Consider the following 21,168-nt stretch of genomic DNA (forward strand, 5'->3'; position numbering starts at 1 on the left):
GCTGAAGGGGACGTTCCCTCGACCTACTCACTATTCTGGCGAAGTCCATTTGGACTGGCTCCAGAAAAAGGAGCTGTTCCCTGGTGGGGCATCGGTGCACGATACTATCGCACGTATTGTGTCTCGTCTTGAGCCTGCCCAGTTCCAGCAGTGCTTTATTCATTGGGCTCAATCCGTCAATGAACGTACCCACGGTGAATTAATTGCCATTGATGGCAAGGTACTGTGCGGCTCTTACCATCGAGGTAACAGGCAACCAACCATCCACATGGTCAGCGCCTTTGCCTCCGCCAACGGTGTGGTCATGGGCCAATTAAAAACTGATGCCAATTCGAACGAAATCACCGCCATTCCTGCATTACTCAACCTTCTGGATATCAAGGGATGCTTGATATCCATTGATGCTATGGGCTGTCAATGTGGCCTGACAATAAAGTTGAATCCTAATTAACAGAAAAACCGCCTTAAATGAGGCGGTTTTCCTTATCAAGCCGGGCTAAAGTATCACCCCACTGGCTGTAACGCTCGGATCGGTGGTTGCGTGTGCTGACTAGCCTGCGCTAAGTCGTAGTTCAATTGCATGGCAAGCCAAGCTCGGGCCGTGCTCACTCCTGCTATCTCCAGACGGAGAGCAAGGTCAGGGCTGATCGCCGCTCGGCCATTCAATACACGGGACAAAGCTACACGGGACATGCCCAGTCGTTCCGCCGTTTCCTTGACGGACAGGCCCAACTCAGCAATTACATCTTCACGCAGCAGTTCGCCAGGGTGCGGGGGGGTAATCATCATGGTCTGTTCTCCCTAGTGATAATCGACGTAATTGACCAATTCAACATCCACTCCAATGAACCGAAAGGTCACACGCCAGTTGCCATTTACCCGGATTGACCAGTACCCGTTCAGCTCACCTTTCAGCTGGAGTAGCTTAAATCTAGACATCGTTCGTTTCGCTGCCGCTGCACGGGGTCACTGCTAGGGTGCATTCTCAATTATGCCAGCCAGATAACGGCTGACACTAGGCTCAACATTGACTGGTAATTTTTTGCCAGTCGTTCGTACCTAGTCGCTATACGACGAAATTGCTTCAACTTTTGGAAGAAACGCTCAACCAAGTTGCGATCTTTATAAACATGCAGATCCAACGGCCTTGGCTGCAGTCGATTTCTTTTTGAGAGAATAACCGCTTCTGCTCCAACACCTTCAATGCTTTTAACAAACGCATCTGAATCATAATCTTTGTCAGCCAGGCGTAAAACCATCCAACAATGCCTCCGCTTGGCCACATTCTGAGGCTTGCCCTGGGGTTAACAGTAAGCGCACGGGGTTGCCTAAAGCGCCAACGGCAGCATGGATTTTAGTCGTTAGTCTTACCCATGGCTTCTGCGTTTTGCTCTTTTTTTTAGCGGCTCCATGTTGATGGACACGATTGTGCATATTAATGATGTGGTAAACCAAGGTCATAAATAAGGCTGGCTACGCGACTCTAACATTGCACAGTAATATAATATGTATTTTATAAAAAACAGAAGAAAATTAAATTTATTGTTACATACCCCAATGTTGGGGAAGATTAATTATCTCCAAAAATACAGAGGGTATTATTTACACTAACCCCGCAAGGGGGAATTTAATCACTAAAACCTTACAGTAAAGCTCATGCTTTAATTAATAGTAGGTATTTGCTATTTGTAACACTACCTAGCTAACCTATGTTAAAAAAACTATTGCACTGACTAAGCTCCTCCTCAATGCACAATTGATAAGCCACTAGAGAGCCTGTGTCGCACCAAGAGTGGGCCCTAGCCTAGCCACCCTTAGCCACCTACAGATAAGAGGTGCTGATGTCTCTAGTGGCACTTTTGGGTCGCGGGCAGAGTGGTGGCGAAAAACAAAGCTTTAACTATTTCGTAGTGAAGCAGAGCACGATAGATAATACAATAAAATTAATAGTATATAGCGCATTTATTGATCTGTCTTGAGAATAAAAAGTTAATGTAAGTGTAGCTATAAGATAAAAAACTAAAGTAACTAATCACTAGATTTAGGTGCCATCATTTAACTGAGAAGTTTTATATCTCATCTCATTAACCTCAATGGTCCTTATCTTGTGAAGAAGAATGTTTCTTCTGTCAATTAATAGGCGCCTAGTTTTACCTATTGTCTCATTTTGTTTCCTTATAGCAGCAAACTCAGGCTCAATTACATTGAACATCTCCACTTCCCACTGTTTACACTTATTCGCAGCAGACTGAGGATACTGAAGAGAGGATCCTCGTTTTATATATCTTGAGAAAACAACACCAGACGCTCTTCGTTCAAATTTAGACCACGCGATAGTTAAGCTCGCAAAGTTTCCTTTTACCCCCGGTCGTAGCCTCACTCGAACGCTAAGATTACCCTTGTTATCAGGGTTGAACCGCTTCTCAAGGTGAAACGAGTCAGCATACCTTAGCGCCTGAAGATGGAGAATGTGTAATTCCTGCTGGAGATTACAGATTTGATCATACACAAACTCTAGCTGCGCCTCATGCAAAGATTTATCACTTAGCTGCCCCCTAGCCTCAAGCGCAGCTTCATTTTTTGAATCATCGCTAGCCTTCGAAAGGGTGATCAGCCGGTTTAACTCCCGTAGCTGCAAATCCACTGACTCCATAATTTACTCCTAATTTATTCTTGTGCCGGCTTGTCTTTGTTTAATTTTCATTCTAACCGCTTTTATTAAATAAGCGCAATACGCGGACCACTATATTGCCTCTGTGGGTGGCAGAAGCTACGGCCCACACAATAAGGTTTTTTTTACACTGAATTAATGGTTATATTTTATTCTTTAACAATAAATGTGTAGCCACCCTCAATTATGTGGGCCGCAACTACTTTTTCCATATTTTACGTTGAGTTATTTTCACCTGCCACCCCCGTTATGTGGGCCGCAGTGTTATTTATATATATAGCAAAAACAATGGTTTTTAGTAGATTTTAAAAAAGCGCGCTACCACCCCCACTATGTGGGCCGCTGCATTATTATCATGTAAAATAAACGCTACTTACTAGTATTTTAACAAAGCAAGCTACCACCCCCACTATGTGGGCCGCTGTATTATTTTCATGTAAAACAAAACGCTGCTTACTAATATTTTAAAAAAGTGCGCTACCACCCCCATTATGTGGGCCGCAACTTAATATTTATCATAGATGGCAGTGATAAAATAAAAATGATATGCCTCCTTAATGTATGACTTTGATAGTGGTTTTGTGTGCTGTGACACACAATAAGGTAATGGCGTTGTGTGCTGTGACACACAATAAGGTAATGGCGTTGTGTGCTGTGACACACAATAAGGTAATGGCGTTGTGTGCTGTGACACACAATAAGGTAATGGCGTTGTGTGCTGTGACACACAATAAGGTAATGGCGTTGTGTGCTGTGACACACAATAAGGTAATGGCGTTGTGTGCTGTGACACACAATAAGGTAATGGCGTTGTGTGCTGTGACACACAATAAGGTAATGGTGTTGTGTGCTGTGATACACAATAACAGTTAGGAAATATATATTAATTTAAAAATTAAATTAAGTAAAAATGATTAGTTAAGATAAGTTCATACTCGTTAAAGTTATATGTTTTCAATATGCTATTCTATTTCTTAGTGTGAGTGGAAAGTAAATGGTAAGGTTTTTTTGTATGGGGTGCCGTAAGCAATATTTTAATAAAAACATTAATGTCAACTTGTGAATGAAAAGTCTTGCAGTTGTATGAGGAGAGACTGTAATAATATATGATCACTCAGTGATTTATATCCTAATGAAACATGGTCACGTAAGAACTATTTAATGTTAAAGGTTATAAGTTTAAGGTTTCGTTCGTAATCACCTTTAATCGACATCTAGCAAGTAAGTTTATATGATGTAGGAATGTTAGTTCCATCGTTGTTTTTAATGAAAATAAAAGATTTGATGATAAAATGATAGTGTGGGCTGCCCCTCATGATTTTAAATGAAAGTGGCGTGGCTAAATATTAATATATCGCATCTTGTTTCATCTAACCTATACAGGCGATCCATAGTAACTAATTTGTAAGGTTTAGGCCGTATGACATGGCAGTGTTGACGATGAAAACGATGTTTTCACACCTGTTATGGCCGATTAATTACTTCGTATAGGGTTTGTGATCGTGCAATTTAATTAAATGACATTTTATAGTTACATGAATCAAATAATCATTAAAAAACTAGAGGGATCATTCTCACTCTATCAACAACAACTCACTATCTAAATATGATGCAATTTAAAATGGTAGTGTATTGAAAATAAAATAGACGTTATCGTTTAGAAGTTGAAACCGTGTTGTGTTACTAAATCAGAGAACTATCTGACTCTCCCGTGTTCCGAGCTATCAAGAGAGGGGCTCTGGAGCAGAGAGATGGGAGAAGCGTGACACAATATCAACAACTGGCGGTAGGACAATCGAGCCTTAATCAATCGTGGTTCCCGTACCATCTAAGTGGATAAGCAGGTTATCGATCAGTAGTACTGCGGTGAGCATCATGGTCGTCGCGGTCGTAGCGATAGCACTACCGAAACGGCGCTGATGCTGAAGGCCTTCTTTGGCTTGCCGTTTCGAGCTTTAGAAGGGTTCATCAACTCCATCTTTCAGTTGATGAACGTCCCCCTCACGTCACCGAGTTACAGCAGCCTCTGTAAGCGGGCTCAAAGTCTTTGGCGAAGGCGAATCAAAACGGTGTAAACACGGCAAGAGCCAGCGCCGTACTTGGCGTAAATTACACTTGGCTGTTGATTTTCGTACTCATAAATTCATTGCTGCTGGAGTGAGTCTAGAAAGTGTGCCTGATAGCGATTTGCTCAGACGGTCACGGTTTAATAACCCGTGACTCACCCAGAAATACGCCAAAAAGCTGGCTAAGGCACAACGAAAACTGGCTAAAAAAAGGCTCTCACAACTTCATTAAACAAAAGAGGGCAGTGGCGAAGAACCACGAAAAAATGGCGAACTCACGGCAAGACATGACCTATAAAATGACATGGACACTTATAAACGAAAACCAAGTGATAAGTATTGAGTCATTACGAGTCAAAAAAATGGTTAAAAACCGACGGCTCGCTAAGCACCTTCACGATGCTAATTTTGGTGAGATAGCGAGAGGCGTATAAGGCGGACTGGTATGGGCGAACACTCTCCGTGATTGACCAGTGATTCCCGTCGAGCAAGATGTGTAATGAATGTGGCTTGTTGTACTCATGTACATGGTCACTGGCGATCAGAAGCTGGTCTTGTGCTTGTGGAGCCAATCTCGACCGCGACCACAATGCCATCAATATCCACAAAGAGGGGTTAAAGCTCTTAGTAATCCCCTCATTTTAATAGCAGATCGCGTCATGTTAGCCGCATAACCTAAATATGCACTAACCCCCGAAATCAGCTGAGGCAGCATTATGCCTAGGGATAGGCCATTTTCTAAGTTACGCAGTACCACCGAGAGTTTCGTCATTTCTTGCTGTTGTTACTCTCAAACTCAGGTGTGGCGCGGCTCATATGAGGGGATTGATAAGGTTAAAGCTAGCAGTTTAAATAAGTGGTGGCGGTAGGGAGTACTGACACCTTAATGCTTGTCAGAGGTTTTAGGAGACTACCTTGATTTACATCACCATGCATAAACCGTTGACGACAAGAATCACATTGCTTTAGCTGGGTGAGCTTCAATTACTTAACGCAAAAGTCCTTCTACATACTCGGAGTATGATCCGTAAGTTAATTCATTGTTTTGAATTTTGTTCGTCTCCGCCTCTACTATGTGAGCATAAATATCCGCTTCTTCATCTGTAAATGTTGTGTACATCGTTTTTTGTTGTACGGTTTGTTTTTTGTTGTATATAATGAATTCTTATAGCGTTACTTCTACTACGACTCTTAGTGGAAGCGTGGCTCATTATCGGAGAGATAAGATGGCAAATCCCCAGATTACAAAAGCGCGGGACACGTTAAGAAATTTGGAGATCTTGGCTACAGTTGCAGAATCTATGGCCAAGCGCAGAAGAAGTGGTTTGGCGGATGGCGGAGACGCTCCCAATGGCAAAGAATATCGGCGTTATAATCAAGCTGAGGCCCTAGAAGACCTACAAATTAACACTAGGACTCTCAATAAGCGCTGTAGCGAGCTTGGTATAGATCCAAAAGATGGGGGCTATCGCTGGTCGATTACACTCCCTGAGTTGATGAAACTAAGAAAAGTCATTTTTCATGATCAGCTGATTGTGCGGCCGGATAATGCGAAACCTTTAGTCATCGCTATCAGCAATCTCAAAGGTGGTTCCGGTAAAACTCAGACTGCCGTAATGGCATCAACGGGAATGGCTACTCAGCTGAAAAGCGGCTATAGGGTAGCGCTGATTGACTGTGATCCTCAGGGCACTGGAACCATGTATCTTGCGCCGAGTTTTGATGCTGATAATGAACTAACGTTTGGCGATCTTATGACCGAAGGGTATGAGCTTCAGCCCGGACAGACTTTTAATGATGTATGTAAAGCGGCATTTAAAAAGACAAACATACCGAATCTTGACTTGTTACCTGCTGATGTAAATGACAACTACATAGAGCTGTATCTTCAAGAGCAAACATCCACACAAGGCTCTGATTTCAATCCATACGATAAATTACGAAAAGTTGTTGATGCTGTCGAAGACCAGTATGACATCATATTTATCGATACTGGGCCAAGCATTGACTTTAAAGTTATGAATGCTTTATACGCGGCTAATGCTTGCATCATCCCTGTTCAGGCACAGCAGAATGATGAGGACGCTACCAGTAAGTACTTGGGATCCTTACATCGTATATATGCGCGGCTTGAGGCCGCAGGTCATCCTGGCTGGGCTTTTACCAAGTTGCTCATTTCAAGGTTGAACCGCCGTTCAAGCTCAGAGTTGACCACTGCTTCAAGATTTAGAGCCTCGTTTGATGTGTTTATGATGGGGTCAGACCTAATCAGCTCGGAAGCAATTAAATTTTGTAGTACTCAACTCGCTTCTATATACGAGTTTTCTGCGTCTGAATACCCTAAAGGCAGAGTATCACTTAAAACTGTGCAGTCAGAAACTGAAGCATTTTTGAATGAGCTAGAGAACCTACTTTTGCGTTACTGGGGAATAACTGACTTCTCCCTGCACGGTATTAAAAACTAAGGTGAAATAATATGAAAACCAATGAGATGAAAGCTAAGAAACAAAAAAGAGAAGCCTTTTTGCCTGGTAACGATATTAGTGCTTCTGAGCTTCTTGAGAAGTCAGTTCAGGATAGCTTCTTGAGTGATTCTGCCGCGCGTAAAGGGGAGATTTCACTTAACTTGGGAAATGGCCAAACTGCTGAATTCAAACTGCATATTATTGAACCTCAGGATATTCTCACTAAAACAGCTGTTTTTGAGGGAAACGATCGGATACAAGAAACTCTTAACTCACTCACACTGAATGACATATTACCGTCAATACGTAAGCATGGAATAAGTTATCCTGCTATCGGCAGAATGATGGGAAATGGTGTGATTGACGTTGTTGATGGCTCTCGTCGCCGGTTCGCATGCCACTTAGCGAAGCAGCCTTATCTCATTTATGTAACAGATTCAGACAAGGTTACACAGACCGTTGCTAAACATTTATCAGACGTAGGTAATCTATATAAGCCTCTTTCTCAATATGAACAAGGGAGGCGTTATCAGTCTATGGTCGACGCCGGCATGAGCCAAGCTGATGTAGCCAGAGAAGAGTGCATTAGCCGAGCCAAAGTAACTCAAGCTATCAGTGCTTATGTGTTACCAATGATATTTTACAAATCGTTTGCTTCGGGTTTTGATATTGGTCGTCCCACCATTACACGATTACGACAAATATACGAGCTCGCGGTTTCAGCTAACATCCAAGATGAGTTGCTGGATGCGGTGAAGCAAATAAGTCCTGAATCTATCGCTAGAACTGTATCAGTTGATACAGTGGGTTTATCCAGGATAGTGAAAGCACTTATGACTGAGTCCAAGCGTAACGGTGAAAGTGTAAGTCACTTAGAGCAGGCTTTATCGTTTGCTCATCTTCAAGAGTTACTGGCTCACCCAGACCTTGTGGATCAGTTGGGCATAGCGGAAAAAATCAATCAAGTGCTAGATAAAAAAGCATTTAGTGAGATTAGAGACGTGCAAACGATGCTTAATCTTGATGAAGACAGTAAGCCATATGACACAACACCCTTCTTTGAGGGAGATGTTGTTAATGTTGGCCGAAAAGTCTTAAAAGATGGTTCAGTACAGTTTGTCTTTCGGAAGATGACCGAGCATCAAAAAGAAGACATAGATAAACTTATTCTCGAATACTTGAATAGAAAATAGTAGTTTGGAAGGGTGGTGGGTAGCCACTCTTTTTATCTGCGGCTGTGAAAGTGTTAACAGTGTTAACACTTTCACAGCCGCAGCCGTTAGTTCCAGCCTGCGAAGAATCTGTTAACACTGTTAACAGATTCTTCGCTTACTCGCTCCTCTGCCCCTAAGCAGTAACTTACATACCAGTTTCTAACCTTAGGGCTGTCCTGCTTATCTTATGCTGCCTGGATTTTAAAGCTGGAATATGTATAGCTTTGGTAACCTAAAGAGGGGGGTAGATGTTACTAAACTAGCTTTAGCCTAACTGAGAGCAGAGAAAATCGACATTATGCTAAAATTTTCTATTAAGCCTTAAATAAGCGACACCTTAACTTTTTTATTAGAGACTCCATGACAAGACCACGCTACATAATCCAAGAAAGTGATTACTTTGTTGCCTATAAATACTTAACTCGTAGAGCACAAGTCGACGGTATTAGATGGTTAGATGTCAGTGTAGTCGATAGAGATAATGGCGAAGTCTCGCAAGATGTGCTTGATAGGGTGTTTTATTGTTGTGACGCTGAGCAACTTAATGAGTGGGCTGCACGATATCTCAATAGTGACCAATGGAGAAAACTTAAACAGTCGATTAGAAATGCGAGACGTAGAGCTCCTGGTAAATCGATTGAGGTTAGCTGGGATGCATGGGTTTTACTGCGTGATGAGAGCCAAAAAATGGGAATGACCTACTCAGAGCTCATAATAGAAGTGCTGGAGAGTAGGATGTATGATGAGTGAGGAATTTTCCTGCGTTCAAAATGTGCCTATTAGTCCATCAGTAACGAGTGTTAAAGCTTAAGACTCGTTATTTAAGATGGCTGCATTGAGTCCTACACATAAAATATTGTGCTAAATATATTATTCACACTTTGTCTGAAACTTGCATGTAGGCTCGCTACTCACGACAAGTTAATGCGCATAATCTATTAACGTGAATGCCTCATATATCAAAATAGCAATCTGTAAGTTCTTAGAAAGTTGATACACCCTTCATGTAACGCGACATTGTTGCGATCTGTAAACGGGAACAAAGCAGCGAAATGTAACAATCTAAACTCAATATCACCAATATCATTCGAAAATACGTATTAAAAGAGACTTAACGGCATGAATGTAAAAGAATATTTAGGTGACATCATTGGTGGTAGCTTGATGGTTTCAGAGAGCCGAGTGATGGCAGATACCCTGCTTCAGCAGCCTTCAGAAGAGCAGTGGAAACACGCCGTTATTGAACAAAATATTCTGCAAAAAAACTCACCACAAACGGCTATTCGTTATGCTCGTACGCTGCGCTGGCGGCTAGAGCCGCTCGGTGCAGACTTTATGCGAGAGTTAGTCGAGGCAGAAGAGCGGGTATGTATTCAGATGCTATTGCTTGCGCTGCTGCTTAACTCACCGGTGTTAGTTGATTTTATGAAAACGACAATCACAGATGCACGGCGCACATACCAGCCATCGCTAGATGCTGACGCTTGGAGTGAGTTCTATCAATATCGTATTCAGGCGCATCCAGAGTTAGGAAAGTTCTCTGAATCGAGCATCAAAAAAATGGGCAACAACGCCATTAAAATTTTGGCCGATGCCGGGTACTTAAACAGCACCCGAGGCAAGCAGCTACAGCCGGTCTATTTACTGCCGGAAGTTAAAAGCTGGCTGCAAAAGCTTGAGCGTGAAGACTTAGAGCCCGTCATGGAGTGCACTTTATGAAAACCCTACAAGCGCGGCTTGATCTTATTCAAGAGCGTATTGAGTGCGCGAAGTTTTTAAAAAATGATGGCTTAGGTAATGAGATTGGCTTTTGGGTTTTTGACTATCCCGCTAAGTATGAGTTGCTTGTTCGTGGCCAACTTATACATCTCACAGAGCGCCTGACTAACCGCAACTACCAATTTGTGCACATCAACTTATTCCAAATACTGGTCGATATGCTGACCGAACGAGGCTTATTTGATCGCGCTTGCACCCGAGAACAACAAGCTGGCCTAGCTAGTTTACGAAAAACCCTGGCCGGTCCTCTTAGTCAGGCTAAAGTAGCCGAGTATATCGCGCAAAAAGTTCAGCCGGAGAAGTTACAATTTTTATTGGTGTCGGGTTTGGGGAATGCTTGGCCACTGGTGCGGGGGCACGAGCTATTGAGCGCCCTACAAGATGTGATGGGACATACTCCTTTGGTGCTATTTTATCCTGGTGAATACAGCGGCCGCGACTTATACCCTTTTGGTATGATTGAGTCTCGCAATTACTATCGCGCTTTTAAGTTGGTTCCTGAAGATGGTAATAAAATATTGAACGGCTAATCAAAACCAAGCCGATTACAGCCAAATAAAAATCTAAAAATAAAATATAAAAGAGAGCAGATATGAATGTTGAACAGCTGTTTGCCAAAGACTTAGTACGCGAGATTAACGGCGTGGTTAAAGCCGAGCAAGTAGATAGCGAAAACGAATTTATAGAGTTAGACGAATACGTAGTGACCAATGAACTCAACCGTCATTTTCGCTCTTTTTATGAAGCCTACTCGCCATCGTTAACCGATCGTACCCACAAGCCGTCTGGCAAGATAGGCGTATGGATCTCAGGCTTTTTTGGTTCGGGTAAGTCGCACTTTCTTAAAATTCTGTCTTATCTGCTGGCCAATAGACCCGTCGCTTCTGACGGCTCTGGCAGACACGCTTTCGATATTTTCAAAAATAAAATAGCCGATCCAATGCTATTGGCAGATATGCAACTGGCCGCCTCGCATCCAGCAGACGTGATCTTGTTTAACATTGACTCACGCGCCAACACCGACGATCAAGAAAACGCCATTCTCAAGGTGTTCCTTAAGGTGTTTAACGAATATGTCGGATACTGTGCCGATTTTCCGCATATTGCTCACCTTGAGCGAGAGCTAGATAAACGTGGCCAGTTTGCATCTTTTAAAGAGCAGTTTACCCGCTTAACCAGTTCTACTTGGGAAAAAGAACGCGATGCGTATGACTTCTACCGTGACGAGCTGGCCGATGCCTTGGCCCACGCCAGTGAACAAAGTGAAGAGTCGGCTCGCGCTTGGGTAGAGCAGTTAGAAAATAACTTCCCGCTGGATATTCGTAACTTCTGTAAATGGGTCAACGATTATCTTGAACTGAACCCCGAGCGAAACTTACTGTTTATGGCCGATGAGGTCGGGCAGTTTATTGGTAAAAACACCCAGATGATGCTGAAGCTGCAAACCATAGCGGAAGACTTAGGCACCTTTTGTGGCGGCAAAGCTTGGATAGTGGTGACCTCTCAAGCCGATATAGACGCGGCCATTGGTGGCATGAAAAAGAAAGAAGGCGATGAATTTTCGCGTATTCAAGCCCGTTTCTCGACTCGACCTAAGTTGTCTAGCTCTAATACATCAGAAGTAATCCAAAAACGTCTATTGGTAAAAACCGAGCCGGCAAAATTGGCTTTGGCGAAAATATTCGAGCAAAAAGCCGATATCTTACGCAATCAGCTTACTTTTGATAAAACCACCACCGCCTCTCTTAAAAATTACACAGACACCCAATCGTTTGTCGATAACTACCCCTTTGTGCCGTATCACTACTTACTGGTACAGAAGGTGTTTGAGTCTATTCGCTCTAAAGGTGCAACTGGGCAACACATGGCCATGGGCGAGCGTTCGTTACTGGATGCCTTTCAGTCGGCAGCTAAGCAATACAAAGACCGTGATCTCGATATACTGATCCCCTTTCATAGCTTTTTCTCGTCTATCGAAAGCTTCTTAGAGCCCGCGGTTCAGCGCACTATAGACCAAGCCTGCGAACACGACTCACTGACCGCATTTGATGGTGATATTTTTAAAACGCTGTTTTTAATCCGCTATGTCGACGTACTGAAAAGTACGCTCGATAACCTAGTGACTTTAACCATTGACCAAATCGACGCCGACAAAATTGTACTGCGTAAACAGATTGAAGAAAGCCTTAATCGTTTAGAGCGCCAGCTGCTGATATCTCGTAATGGCGATGAGTACATCTTCTTAACTAACGAAGAAAAAGAAATAGAAAACGAAATTCGTGGTACAGACGTAGAGCCTTCGGAGCTATCGAATAAGCTGTCTAACCTTATTTTTGAAGATGTGCTGCGCCGTACTAATCAGTACCGCTACCCAGTTAATAAGCAAGATTTTAAAGTCAGTCGCTTCTGCAATGGTCACCCAAGAGATGGCAGCTCATTAGAGGATTTAGTGCTGAAGGTTACCTCGCCGTTGGATGCGCATTTTGATGACTTTCAGCAAGACCAGCGCTGCCTCGATCACACCCTGGAGGGGGATGGTTGTGTATTAGTGCGTCTGGCAGATAAGCCCAGGTTATGGAGAGAGCTCAGTACTTTTATTCAGACCGACCGTTTTCTCAAGCAAAACTCTGGTCAACGCCCCGAGCACGAACACCTGCTGCGCGAAAAGCAGATGGAAAACATCGCCCGTGAGAAGCGCTTACGCATTGAGTTTGAAACCTTATTCTTTGAAGCTGATGTATTCGCCATCGGTACGCGCTTAACCATTAAAGCCAATCAAGCACCGGCCATGGTCGAAGAAGCTTATCGTTATGTCATTGAAAACACCTTTGCCAAGCTGAATATGCTGCAGCCTGCGAGCGGTGAAGTACTGCGTGAAATTAGCGCGGTACTGATGGCCGATGATATGGCGCAATTAGGCATAGATTTAGCCGATGAAGAATGTAATCCGCAAGCCGTGAGAGAAGCCGAGCAATTTATCAGCCTTAAGGTGGAACGCAACGAGGCCGTGTATCTGCGTGATGTGGTCGCGCGTTTTGCTAAGCGTCCTTATGGCTGGCCAGATAACGATATTTTATTGTTAGTAGCGCGCTTGGCCCTAGCCGGAAAAATTAGCTTTACCAGCCAAGGCACTAACCTGCCGCTCAATAAGGCGTATGACTTTTTTACCAGCGTGCGTAAGCGTAGCGAACTGCGTTTAAACAAAATACGCCAACACGATGAGCGCCAGCTTAAAAAAGCGGTGAGCCTAGTCAAAGAGTTGTTCTCTAAAACATTTACCGGTACCGGTGAAAAAGAGCTCAATGAATTAATTCGTGCCGAGTTAAGCCACTGGCAAAACGAATTAAAATCCTTTCGCAGTAAAGCACAAACTGGCCACTTCCCTGGCAAGCAAGACATAGAAGACGGCTTAGTGCTGATTGCCGGTGTATTAGGTCAAGGCAATAGTTTTAGCTTAATTGCCCGTTTGCTGGAAGACGGCGAAGCACTGGCAGATTTAGCGGAAGACTTCGAAGACTTAGACGATTTTTATAATAGTCAGTTTAGTACTTGGCAAGACTTAGCCAGCGCGCTGCACGGTGACTTTAAAGATAACGTCGTCGCCTTAGACAAAGAGCCAACTGCGGCCAAAGCACTGGCAGAGCTTAAGCGCATTTATGAGCTGCCACAGCCTTACGGTGAATTGCGCCACATTAACCCGTTAATTGAGCAAGTGCAGCGAGTTAATCATCGCCTAGTGGAAGAACGACGCGTACATGCCCTAGAGCGTATCGATGGCCGGATCAGCCATGTAGAAAAAACATTAACTGAAGCGCGGGCCAGTGCGGAGCTTAGCAATCAAGCACTAAGACCGTTACAGCTGTGCCGCCAGCGAGCGGAAAAAACCGAGTCGATACCGGTCATTGTGAGTAACCAAGCGGAAGCCGACGGCCTAGAAGATGAGGCATTTGAATTAATTAACCGCCACATTGAAGCTCAGCGCCAGCAGCAAGCGGAACAAGAACGCAAACAGCAGGCTGCTAATGCCGCTGCAAGTACACCGTCCAGCACCGCGGGCGTGACACCTACTTTAGGTACAGGCGCAACGTCGGGTATGTCCAGCACCACGCAACCCATACCAGAATGTACGGATAAGCAGCCACAGCCTTATGTAAAGCGCACCATTACCTTTATCCCGGCCAACTTAGCACCGAGCAATATGATTGAAACCGAACAGCAGGTGGACGATTACCTTAATGCACTGCGTAAGCAGCTGATGCAATCGGTAAATGACGGCGATCGAGTGCGGATAAAGTGATGCGCAAGTTATTGTTACCTTCACGCTGTATCGTTCAAATGACTCATTACCACCGGAGCCCAACATGATTGAAAGGGTGTACATAGACAATTTTAAATCGCTGGTTGAGTTTGAACTTAGGCTGGCACATTTTACCTGTCTGATTGGCCTAAATGGTGCCGGTAAAAGTACCGTATTACAGGCGCTGGATTTTGCCAGTGCCATTATGTTGGGTGAGGTCGAAAAATGGTTAGCTATACGTCGCTGGGAACCCCGAGACCTAAACTCGCGTTTGGTGAAGCGCAGCAACATAGAGTTGGAAGTAGATCTGGAAGTAGCCAACCAGCGCTATCGTTGGCAAGCCACCTTTAACCGCAGCAAGCTGTGTTGTACTGCCGAGAGGATCATCCGTTTAGATGACCAATCTCAGCAAGTATTATTCAGCCTTAAAGATGGTCGCTATCAGTTAAATGCTGAAAAGACAGAGAGTATTCCTTTTGAATACCAAGGCTCTTTGCTCTCTCAGCTTAAGCCTGAATTGCTAAGCGACGAACTTAAAGCCGTAAAAGATCGTATTTGTGCGCTGCGCTCGCTCGATCTACTGTCCCCCCAGACGTTGCGAGAAAAGGTCAGAAAAACCGACCGTGCCGACATTGGCATGGGGGGCGAGCAGCTGTCGGCGTTTGTGCATCAATTAACTGATATACAAAAAGCACAGTTGCTCGAACAGTTGCAGCACTACTATCCGCAGATCATTGCCGTTAATACCAAGGCGCTGCGTTCAGGCTGGATCCAATTAGAAATTATTGAGCGGTTCCATACCGCACAAGGCGGGGTGCACGAACTAGAAACTGAAGCGCGCCATATCAACGATGGCTTACTGCGTTTGTTGGCTATTTTAGCCCAGCAGTTCAGCAGCCTTGAGTCATTGCTGTTTGATGAAATAGAAAACGGCATCAACCCCGAAGTGACCGAACAAATCGTGGATGCACTGGTGGCATCACCCAAACAAATCATCGTGACCACGCACAGCCCCATGGTGCTCAACTACCTAGACGATGCCATAGCCAAAGAAGCCGTGGTGTTGCTATACAAGCGAGCCAATGGTCAAACTCGTTCGGTACGATTCTTTGACTTACCCACCGCCGCACACAAGTTAGAAAGCTTGGCACCGGGCGATGCCATGCTCGACGTTTACTTACACGACATGGCCTTAGAAGCCGAGCAGCAGGAGCAATAATATGCTGCAGCAGCTACTTATGACCGGCGAAGGCCCCACCGATTTAGGCGGCTCTAAATCGGGCCAACATATTATCCACGGCGCTGATTTAGCCATAGGGCCACTGGCCACTTTACTGCTTAAGCAGCTACAACTATTACTTCCCGAGTGGAATAGTGAGCAGCTTAGTTGGCATCAACCAGAGCAGTTTTGCACGCTTATCTCCGGCAGTGAGTTAGGCAAACGTGCCAAAATCAGCAAAAGAGTCAGGCCCAGTAAAAAAATACCCAAAGGCTACGTAGAGCACGCCCAACGTGCCGCGGAGCTGGCCTTTCACGCTCAAGCTAACGAACAGCAATTGGCCATTTACTTTCATGATACCGATGGCACCCGCAGCCAGTTACGTGACGACCAAGAACTTCAGGGTAAATTAGTATCAGCGATTAACTTTGGCTTTAATGTTGCCGAGTTTGCCGGTAAAGGGGTCGCCATGATCCCAAAACCTACCTCTGAAGCTTGGTTAATTTGCGCTAAAAAGCCAGAACCTTACCAGCACTGTGCCGCCTTAGAACAAACACTCTCGGGGAACGATAGAGCCGCAGACCGCGCACCCAAGGTACAACTGGGAAAGTTGCTGAATAATCCCGACTTTGGTCGCGACGAACTGCTGCAATTAGTAGACGAGATTGATCCCACTTGCATCGATATGCCGAGCTTTAACCAACTGCGCACCGATCTCTGCCGCGCAGTCACTGCTATTACCGGCCATACCCCAAGTTAGATACGGATATAAAATGAACACTAATAATATAAAAAAATATGCGCCTCAAGCACGACGGGAATTTATGACGGCAGTGGCCAAGCGCTTAAACCAGCTAGGCATAGATGCTAATAAAAAAGGGGAGCTAGAACTGGCAGAAGCCACGGTTACCGGCTCAATTATGCAGGTGGCCGGTAACAGCTTTGAAGCCAGTCTGGCCCCGTTGCGCCGCAAGCTTGTTACCCAAGCCGAGCAGCAAGGCTTTGTCGCATTAGTTGAGCACATGGCTTACACTTGGTTTAACCGTTTGTGTGCTATTCGCTACATGGAGCTAAAAGACTATCTTGGCCACGGTTTGCGGGTCTTGTCTCATCCACAAAACGCCAGCGGTTTTGAAATTCTCGACCACGCAGAAGAAGCCGCCACCGAGCTCGACTTAAACCGCGAGCAAGTGATCGAGCTAAAGTTAGCCGGTAATAAAGATGAAGCCTTATACCGCATGCTGTTACTGGGCCAGTGCCACAAGTTACACCAAGCCATGCCGTTTTTATTTGATGCCCTAGACGATGGTTCAGAGCTCTTGCTGCCCGATAATCTGACCCGCACCGACTCGGTATTGCGCGGCTTAGTAGACGACATTCCCGAAGAAGATTGGGAACAGGTAGAAGTGATCGGTTGGTTGTATCAGTTTTATATCTCCGAGAAAAAAGATCAAGTGATGGGAAAAGTCGTTAAAAGCGAAGACATCCCCGCCGCTACACAGCTATTTACGCCCAACTGGATTGTAAAATATTTAGTACAAAACTCGGTCGGCCGCCATTGGCTGCAAACCTATCCTGACTCCAGTATTAAAGCGGATTTGGAATATTACATAGAGCCCGGCGAACAACCTGAAGAAGTACTAGCCGCCATTCAAGCCAACACGCCCGATACCATAGCGCCAGAAAGCATCAAGGTACTGGATCCGGCTTGTGGTTCTGGCCACATCTTGATTGAAGCCTATAACGTACTGAAGGCGATTTACGAAGACCGCGGTTATCGTAGTCGTGACATTCCGCTGCTGATTTTAGAAAACAACTTGTTCGGTATCGACATCGACGATCGCGCCGCGCAACTGTCGGGATTTTCGTTAATGATGATGGCCCGCCAAGACGACAGACGCATCTTTGAGCGCAGCAGCACTAAAGGCGGTGCCCTTAAGCTGAACGTACTCTCAATGCAGCAAAGTGATCATTTGGCTGCCGATAAGCTACTAACAGAGCTCAACCTCACCAGCAGCTGGGACCAAGGCGTCTCTATGGGCTTATTTGAAGAAGCGCAGACTAGCCTTGGGCAAGAAGACAGCCGATATGCACTCGTAAGAAAGACATTAGAGCGCTTTGAACAAGCCAAAACCTTCGGCTCTTTAATTAACGTGCCAGCAGAAGAAGCGGATGAGCTAGCAGCCTTGCTGACCGACCTACAACAGCTGGCAGAGAATGGCGATGTTATGCAAAAACCTGCCGCCAACACGCTGCTGCCTTTTATTCATCAAGCTTGGCTGCTCGCCCAGCGCTACGATGCGGTGATCGCTAATCCGCCCTATATGGGCAGTAATGGTATGAATGCCGAATTGAAAAAGTTTGCGGCTAAAGTCTACCCCAATAGTAAATCTGATCTGTTCGCCATCTTTATGGAGCATGCTTTTAGTTTGCTTAAGCCTCTTGGCTTTAACGCGCAAATTAATATGCAGTCTTGGATGTTTTTACCGACATACAAAAACTTAAGAGAGTGGATGATAAATGAAAAAACTATTATTTCCATGATTCATTTAGGTACCAGAGCGTTCAGCCAAATATCTGGAGACGTTGTTCAAACAACTGCTTGGGTAATTGAAAATACATTAAAAGCGAACTATCAATCAACTTATTTCAGACTTATTGATGGGAATGAAGAGGATAAGAAAAATAGACTACTAAATAGATGGTGTAAACCACTATTAAAAAATCAAAGTCAATTTAATAAAATAGATGGGTGTCCAATTGCATACTGGTTAGATACATCTATTGTCGAGAGCTTTAACTCGTTAAAAATTGGTGACGTAGCAAATGTTGAAGGTAAAAACATTACCTCCGACAATGAACGGTTTTTACGCTTTCATTGGGAAATCAACGGGAAAAGTATTGGGGTAGGTAATAAATGGTTGTTGTACTCAAAAGGTGGCAGTTTTAGAAAATGGTATGGTAATCTCGAGAATGTTATCAACTGGTCAATAGAAGCTAGAGATTATTACAAAAAACACCCGTCCGGACGAATCATATCAGAAAATCAATGGTATAAGAAAGGGATAACTTGGTCGCCTGTAGCTACTGATGGAACTGGATTTAGGCTTCTACCGAAAAACACAACGTTTGATAGCAAAGGCTTAGCAATATTTCCGAATGATATAGAAAACTTATATAAAATTACTGCTGTTTTGAATTCTAGCTATGGCCGTATGATACTAAACACCCTTAATCCCACCATTATGATAAATTTGATTGATGTTATTTCTGTGCCGTACAAAGATATTTTTGTTTCAGATGAAGCTAAAAAACTAGTTGAAATACACAAAGAGGACTGGGACGAGTCAGAGCTTTCCTTAGAATTCAAAGTTAATAATATAATAAAAATAAAAAACAAAATAAAATTAGAATATGCTTTTGATGAGATTGTTAAGTTAGCTGATAATAGAGTAGGTGTAGCATTGAATCTAGAGTTAGAGATAAACAATAAAGTTAATAATGTTTACAGCCTAACTCCTGACTTTCTTCCTAATTTGACAGTTAAAGATATAACTATGTATTGCAATCCTATTTTTATTTTTCAAGATAGAAGTGCAGACTGTTATAGGAGTGATAGTATATCCAAACTAATTAGCTACGCCATTGGCTGCATGATGGGCCGCTATTCTCTGGATCATGAAGGCTTAATTTATGCCCATGCTGGTAATGAAGGCTTTGATAAACTTGTCGCCGATGATAATTATCAAACTTTTCCTGCCGATGAAGACGGTATTATTCCGTTTACTGATCAAGAATGGTTTAAAGACGATGCCACTAACCTATTCCGCGATTTTGTGCGCACAGCGTGGGCAGAAGAGCATCTGCAGCAAAACCTCGACTTTGTCGCCGAGTCGCTGTGCTTACACGCCATTAAACCGCGAAAAAATGAGTCATCACTAGAGACGATTCGCCGTTATCTGTCGACCCAGTTCTATAAAGACCATTTAAAGACCTATAAGAAGCGCCCTATTTACTGGCTGTTTAGCTCTGGCAAAGAAAAAGCCTTTGAGTGCCTGGTGTATTTACACCGTTATAACGAAGGCACATTAGCGCGGATGCGTACCGAGTATGTTAGCCCACTGCTGGGTAAATATGACGCTTATACCGGGCAGTTAGATAAACAGATCGAAAACGCCAGCTCTACCGCAGAAGCCAACAGTCTGAAAAAAGAACTGGTCGCCTTGCAGAAAAAACAGGTCGAGCTACGGGAGTTTGACGACAAGCTCAAGCACTACGCTGACATGCGCATCAGCATAGATTTAGATGACGGTGTAAAGGTAAACTACGGTAAATTCGGCGATCTGCTGGCCAACGTCAAAGACATTACCGGCTCAGCACCCAAGGTGAAGTAATGAGAATTAGTGCCATATACAGTCAAGCCGTCGGTCCGCTCAAAGATGGCGAACTCTCTTTCGACAATGATTGGACAGGAGAGGTAGAGTCACGGGTGTTACTGACCGGCCCAAACGGCTGCGGTAAGTCTACCGTGCTACGCGGCATCGCTAAATTGTGGGAGGCGTTAGCTTACTGGCTCGCTCAGCGAAAAGTGCTGCCACAAAAACACGACTCCCGTAAATGGCTGCAAAGTTGGGATGGCTTGGCGGTAGTCTTAACTGACATAGATGGCATTTGTCAGGGCAAAGTCGGCCTTATCTTTGGCACCATGGAATGGTGTGAAAAAATGCAGCAACAGCTGCCAGATGTGGCATGGATTGGCGAGTCGGTTGCCAGAACGGGTAAACCAGGACAGCCAAGAAGAGCCTTGTATCTGCCTAAAGGGTCTTGGGTGGATGACTGGTCACACAAACATCGGCAACTTATTTTGTCCGCCGAAAAAGTGTCTGCGCCTAACTTAATGTATTTGGATGCCGAAGAGCGCCGTTGGGTGACGCCGAAGAAAAATATCTCGGAGCCCTTGCCGGATCTATTAACCCAGCGCTGGTTAACTAAATATGTAGTGACCGACGATTGGAAAGGCCAGCTGGAAGCCTCCTTGATCAACCTAAAAACCACCCAGTTACATAAATACCATGAGGTGATCCGCGGTTTAAATCACTTTTTAATGGGCAAAGAAATTGACCCTGATATTAAACCCGGTGAAAGCAGGCTGCGGGTTAAAATTAAGAACGCACGAGGCGTGCATCACGGCATTGATGAACTCAGTGCTGGTGAGCATCAGGTATTAATTATTTTATATCTGCTACATCGCTGGGTGCAGCCCGGCGGCATAGTGCTAATCGATGAACCTGATCTGTATTTGCATCCTTCTTTAGTTAATCCGCTACTGGATGCCCTTGAACAAACCACGCTCAAGTTAGGTGGCCAGTTGATTATTACCTCGCATTCGGTTGATGTGTGGCGACGCTACGAAAGCCTCGGCATACGCATCGAACTCAACGCCAGTGAGGAATAAGC

At 44.4% G+C, this 21,168-nt stretch carries 15 protein-coding genes and 4 pseudogenes; 14 read left to right on the plus strand and 5 right to left on the minus strand.

Annotated elements, in window-relative coordinates:
• Positions 1 to 37: 37 nt before the first annotated feature.
• Positions 38 to 418: pseudogene (locus R0134_RS16140) on the plus strand (ISAs1 family transposase); the annotation flags it as partial.
• 86 nt (positions 419 to 504) lie between these two features.
• Here R0134_RS16140 and R0134_RS16145 read toward each other — a convergent pair.
• From R0134_RS16145 to R0134_RS16165, 5 genes and pseudogenes are all read right to left on the minus strand, one after another.
• Positions 505 to 789: a HigA family addiction module antitoxin gene (locus R0134_RS16145; protein WP_319784492.1), complete on the minus strand. Its 285-nt coding sequence runs from the start codon at positions 787 to 789 to the stop codon at positions 505 to 507.
• Positions 790 to 801: 12 nt separating this feature from the next.
• A pseudogene (locus R0134_RS16150) lies at positions 802 to 930 on the minus strand (type II toxin-antitoxin system RelE/ParE family toxin); the annotation flags it as partial.
• Between the two features lie 59 nt (positions 931 to 989).
• Positions 990 to 1,425, minus strand: a pseudogene (locus R0134_RS16155) (IS5 family transposase); the annotation flags it as partial.
• A gap of 616 nt (positions 1,426 to 2,041) precedes the next feature.
• Positions 2,042 to 2,653: a conjugative transfer protein MobI(A/C) gene (gene mobI / locus R0134_RS16160; protein WP_319784493.1), complete on the minus strand. Its 612-nt coding sequence runs from the start codon at positions 2,651 to 2,653 to the stop codon at positions 2,042 to 2,044.
• Positions 2,654 to 3,225: 572 nt separating this feature from the next.
• Positions 3,226 to 3,534: a hypothetical protein gene (locus R0134_RS16165; RefSeq protein WP_319784494.1), complete on the minus strand. Its 309-nt coding sequence runs from the start codon at positions 3,532 to 3,534 to the stop codon at positions 3,226 to 3,228.
• 942 nt (positions 3,535 to 4,476) lie between these two features.
• Between R0134_RS16165 and R0134_RS16170 the strand changes: the two are divergent.
• The 13 genes and pseudogenes from R0134_RS16170 to R0134_RS16230 all read left to right on the plus strand — a co-directional run.
• A pseudogene (locus R0134_RS16170) lies at positions 4,477 to 4,864 on the plus strand (transposase); the annotation flags it as partial.
• A gap of 118 nt (positions 4,865 to 4,982) precedes the next feature.
• Positions 4,983 to 5,171 carry a hypothetical protein gene (locus tag R0134_RS16175; RefSeq protein WP_319784495.1) on the plus strand — a complete coding sequence of 63 codons (189 nt, stop codon included), beginning with the start codon at positions 4,983 to 4,985 and terminating at the stop codon, positions 5,169 to 5,171.
• Positions 5,172 to 5,229: 58 nt separating this feature from the next.
• Complete coding sequence (locus R0134_RS16180; protein WP_319784496.1) at positions 5,230 to 5,382, plus strand: hypothetical protein; 153 nt, start codon at positions 5,230 to 5,232, stop codon at positions 5,380 to 5,382.
• Between the two features lie 581 nt (positions 5,383 to 5,963).
• Positions 5,964 to 7,202 (plus strand): ParA family protein, encoded by a 1,239-nt coding sequence (locus R0134_RS16185; RefSeq protein ID WP_319784497.1) that lies wholly within the window; start codon positions 5,964 to 5,966, stop codon positions 7,200 to 7,202.
• 11 nt (positions 7,203 to 7,213) lie between these two features.
• A complete protein-coding gene (locus R0134_RS16190; protein ID WP_319784498.1) occupies positions 7,214 to 8,395 on the plus strand; it encodes a ParB/RepB/Spo0J family partition protein in 1,182 nt (393 codons plus the stop codon).
• Positions 8,396 to 8,776: 381 nt separating this feature from the next.
• Positions 8,777 to 9,166: a hypothetical protein gene (locus R0134_RS16195; RefSeq protein WP_319784399.1), complete on the plus strand. Its 390-nt coding sequence runs from the start codon at positions 8,777 to 8,779 to the stop codon at positions 9,164 to 9,166.
• A gap of 369 nt (positions 9,167 to 9,535) precedes the next feature.
• Complete coding sequence (locus tag R0134_RS16200; protein WP_319784400.1) at positions 9,536 to 10,135, plus strand: DUF1819 family protein; 600 nt, start codon at positions 9,536 to 9,538, stop codon at positions 10,133 to 10,135.
• Positions 10,132 to 10,725, plus strand: a complete 594-nt coding sequence (locus R0134_RS16205) for a DUF1788 domain-containing protein (RefSeq protein WP_319784401.1) — start codon at positions 10,132 to 10,134, stop codon at positions 10,723 to 10,725. Before R0134_RS16200 ends, R0134_RS16205 begins: the two co-directional genes overlap by 4 nt.
• Before the next feature lie 62 nt (positions 10,726 to 10,787).
• Positions 10,788 to 14,492, plus strand: a complete 3,705-nt coding sequence (gene brxC, locus R0134_RS16210) for a BREX system P-loop protein BrxC (protein ID WP_319784402.1) — start codon at positions 10,788 to 10,790, stop codon at positions 14,490 to 14,492.
• A 64-nt stretch (positions 14,493 to 14,556) separates the two neighbouring features.
• Complete coding sequence (locus R0134_RS16215; protein WP_319784403.1) at positions 14,557 to 15,711, plus strand: AAA family ATPase; 1,155 nt, start codon at positions 14,557 to 14,559, stop codon at positions 15,709 to 15,711.
• 1 nt (position 15,712) lies between these two features.
• Positions 15,713 to 16,471, plus strand: coding sequence for a hypothetical protein (locus R0134_RS16220; protein ID WP_319784404.1), 759 nt, complete (start codon positions 15,713 to 15,715; stop codon positions 16,469 to 16,471).
• A gap of 13 nt (positions 16,472 to 16,484) precedes the next feature.
• Positions 16,485 to 20,105: a BREX-1 system adenine-specific DNA-methyltransferase PglX gene (gene pglX, locus R0134_RS16225; RefSeq protein ID WP_319784405.1), complete on the plus strand. Its 3,621-nt coding sequence runs from the start codon at positions 16,485 to 16,487 to the stop codon at positions 20,103 to 20,105.
• A complete protein-coding gene (locus R0134_RS16230; protein ID WP_319784406.1) occupies positions 20,105 to 21,166 on the plus strand; it encodes an ATP-binding protein in 1,062 nt (353 codons plus the stop codon). The genes pglX and R0134_RS16230 overlap by 1 nt, the downstream gene beginning before the upstream one ends.
• Positions 21,167 to 21,168 lie beyond the last annotated feature (2 nt).

This window comes from Oceanisphaera sp. IT1-181, assembly GCF_033807535.1.
Lineage (GTDB): Bacteria > Pseudomonadota > Gammaproteobacteria > Enterobacterales > Aeromonadaceae > Oceanimonas.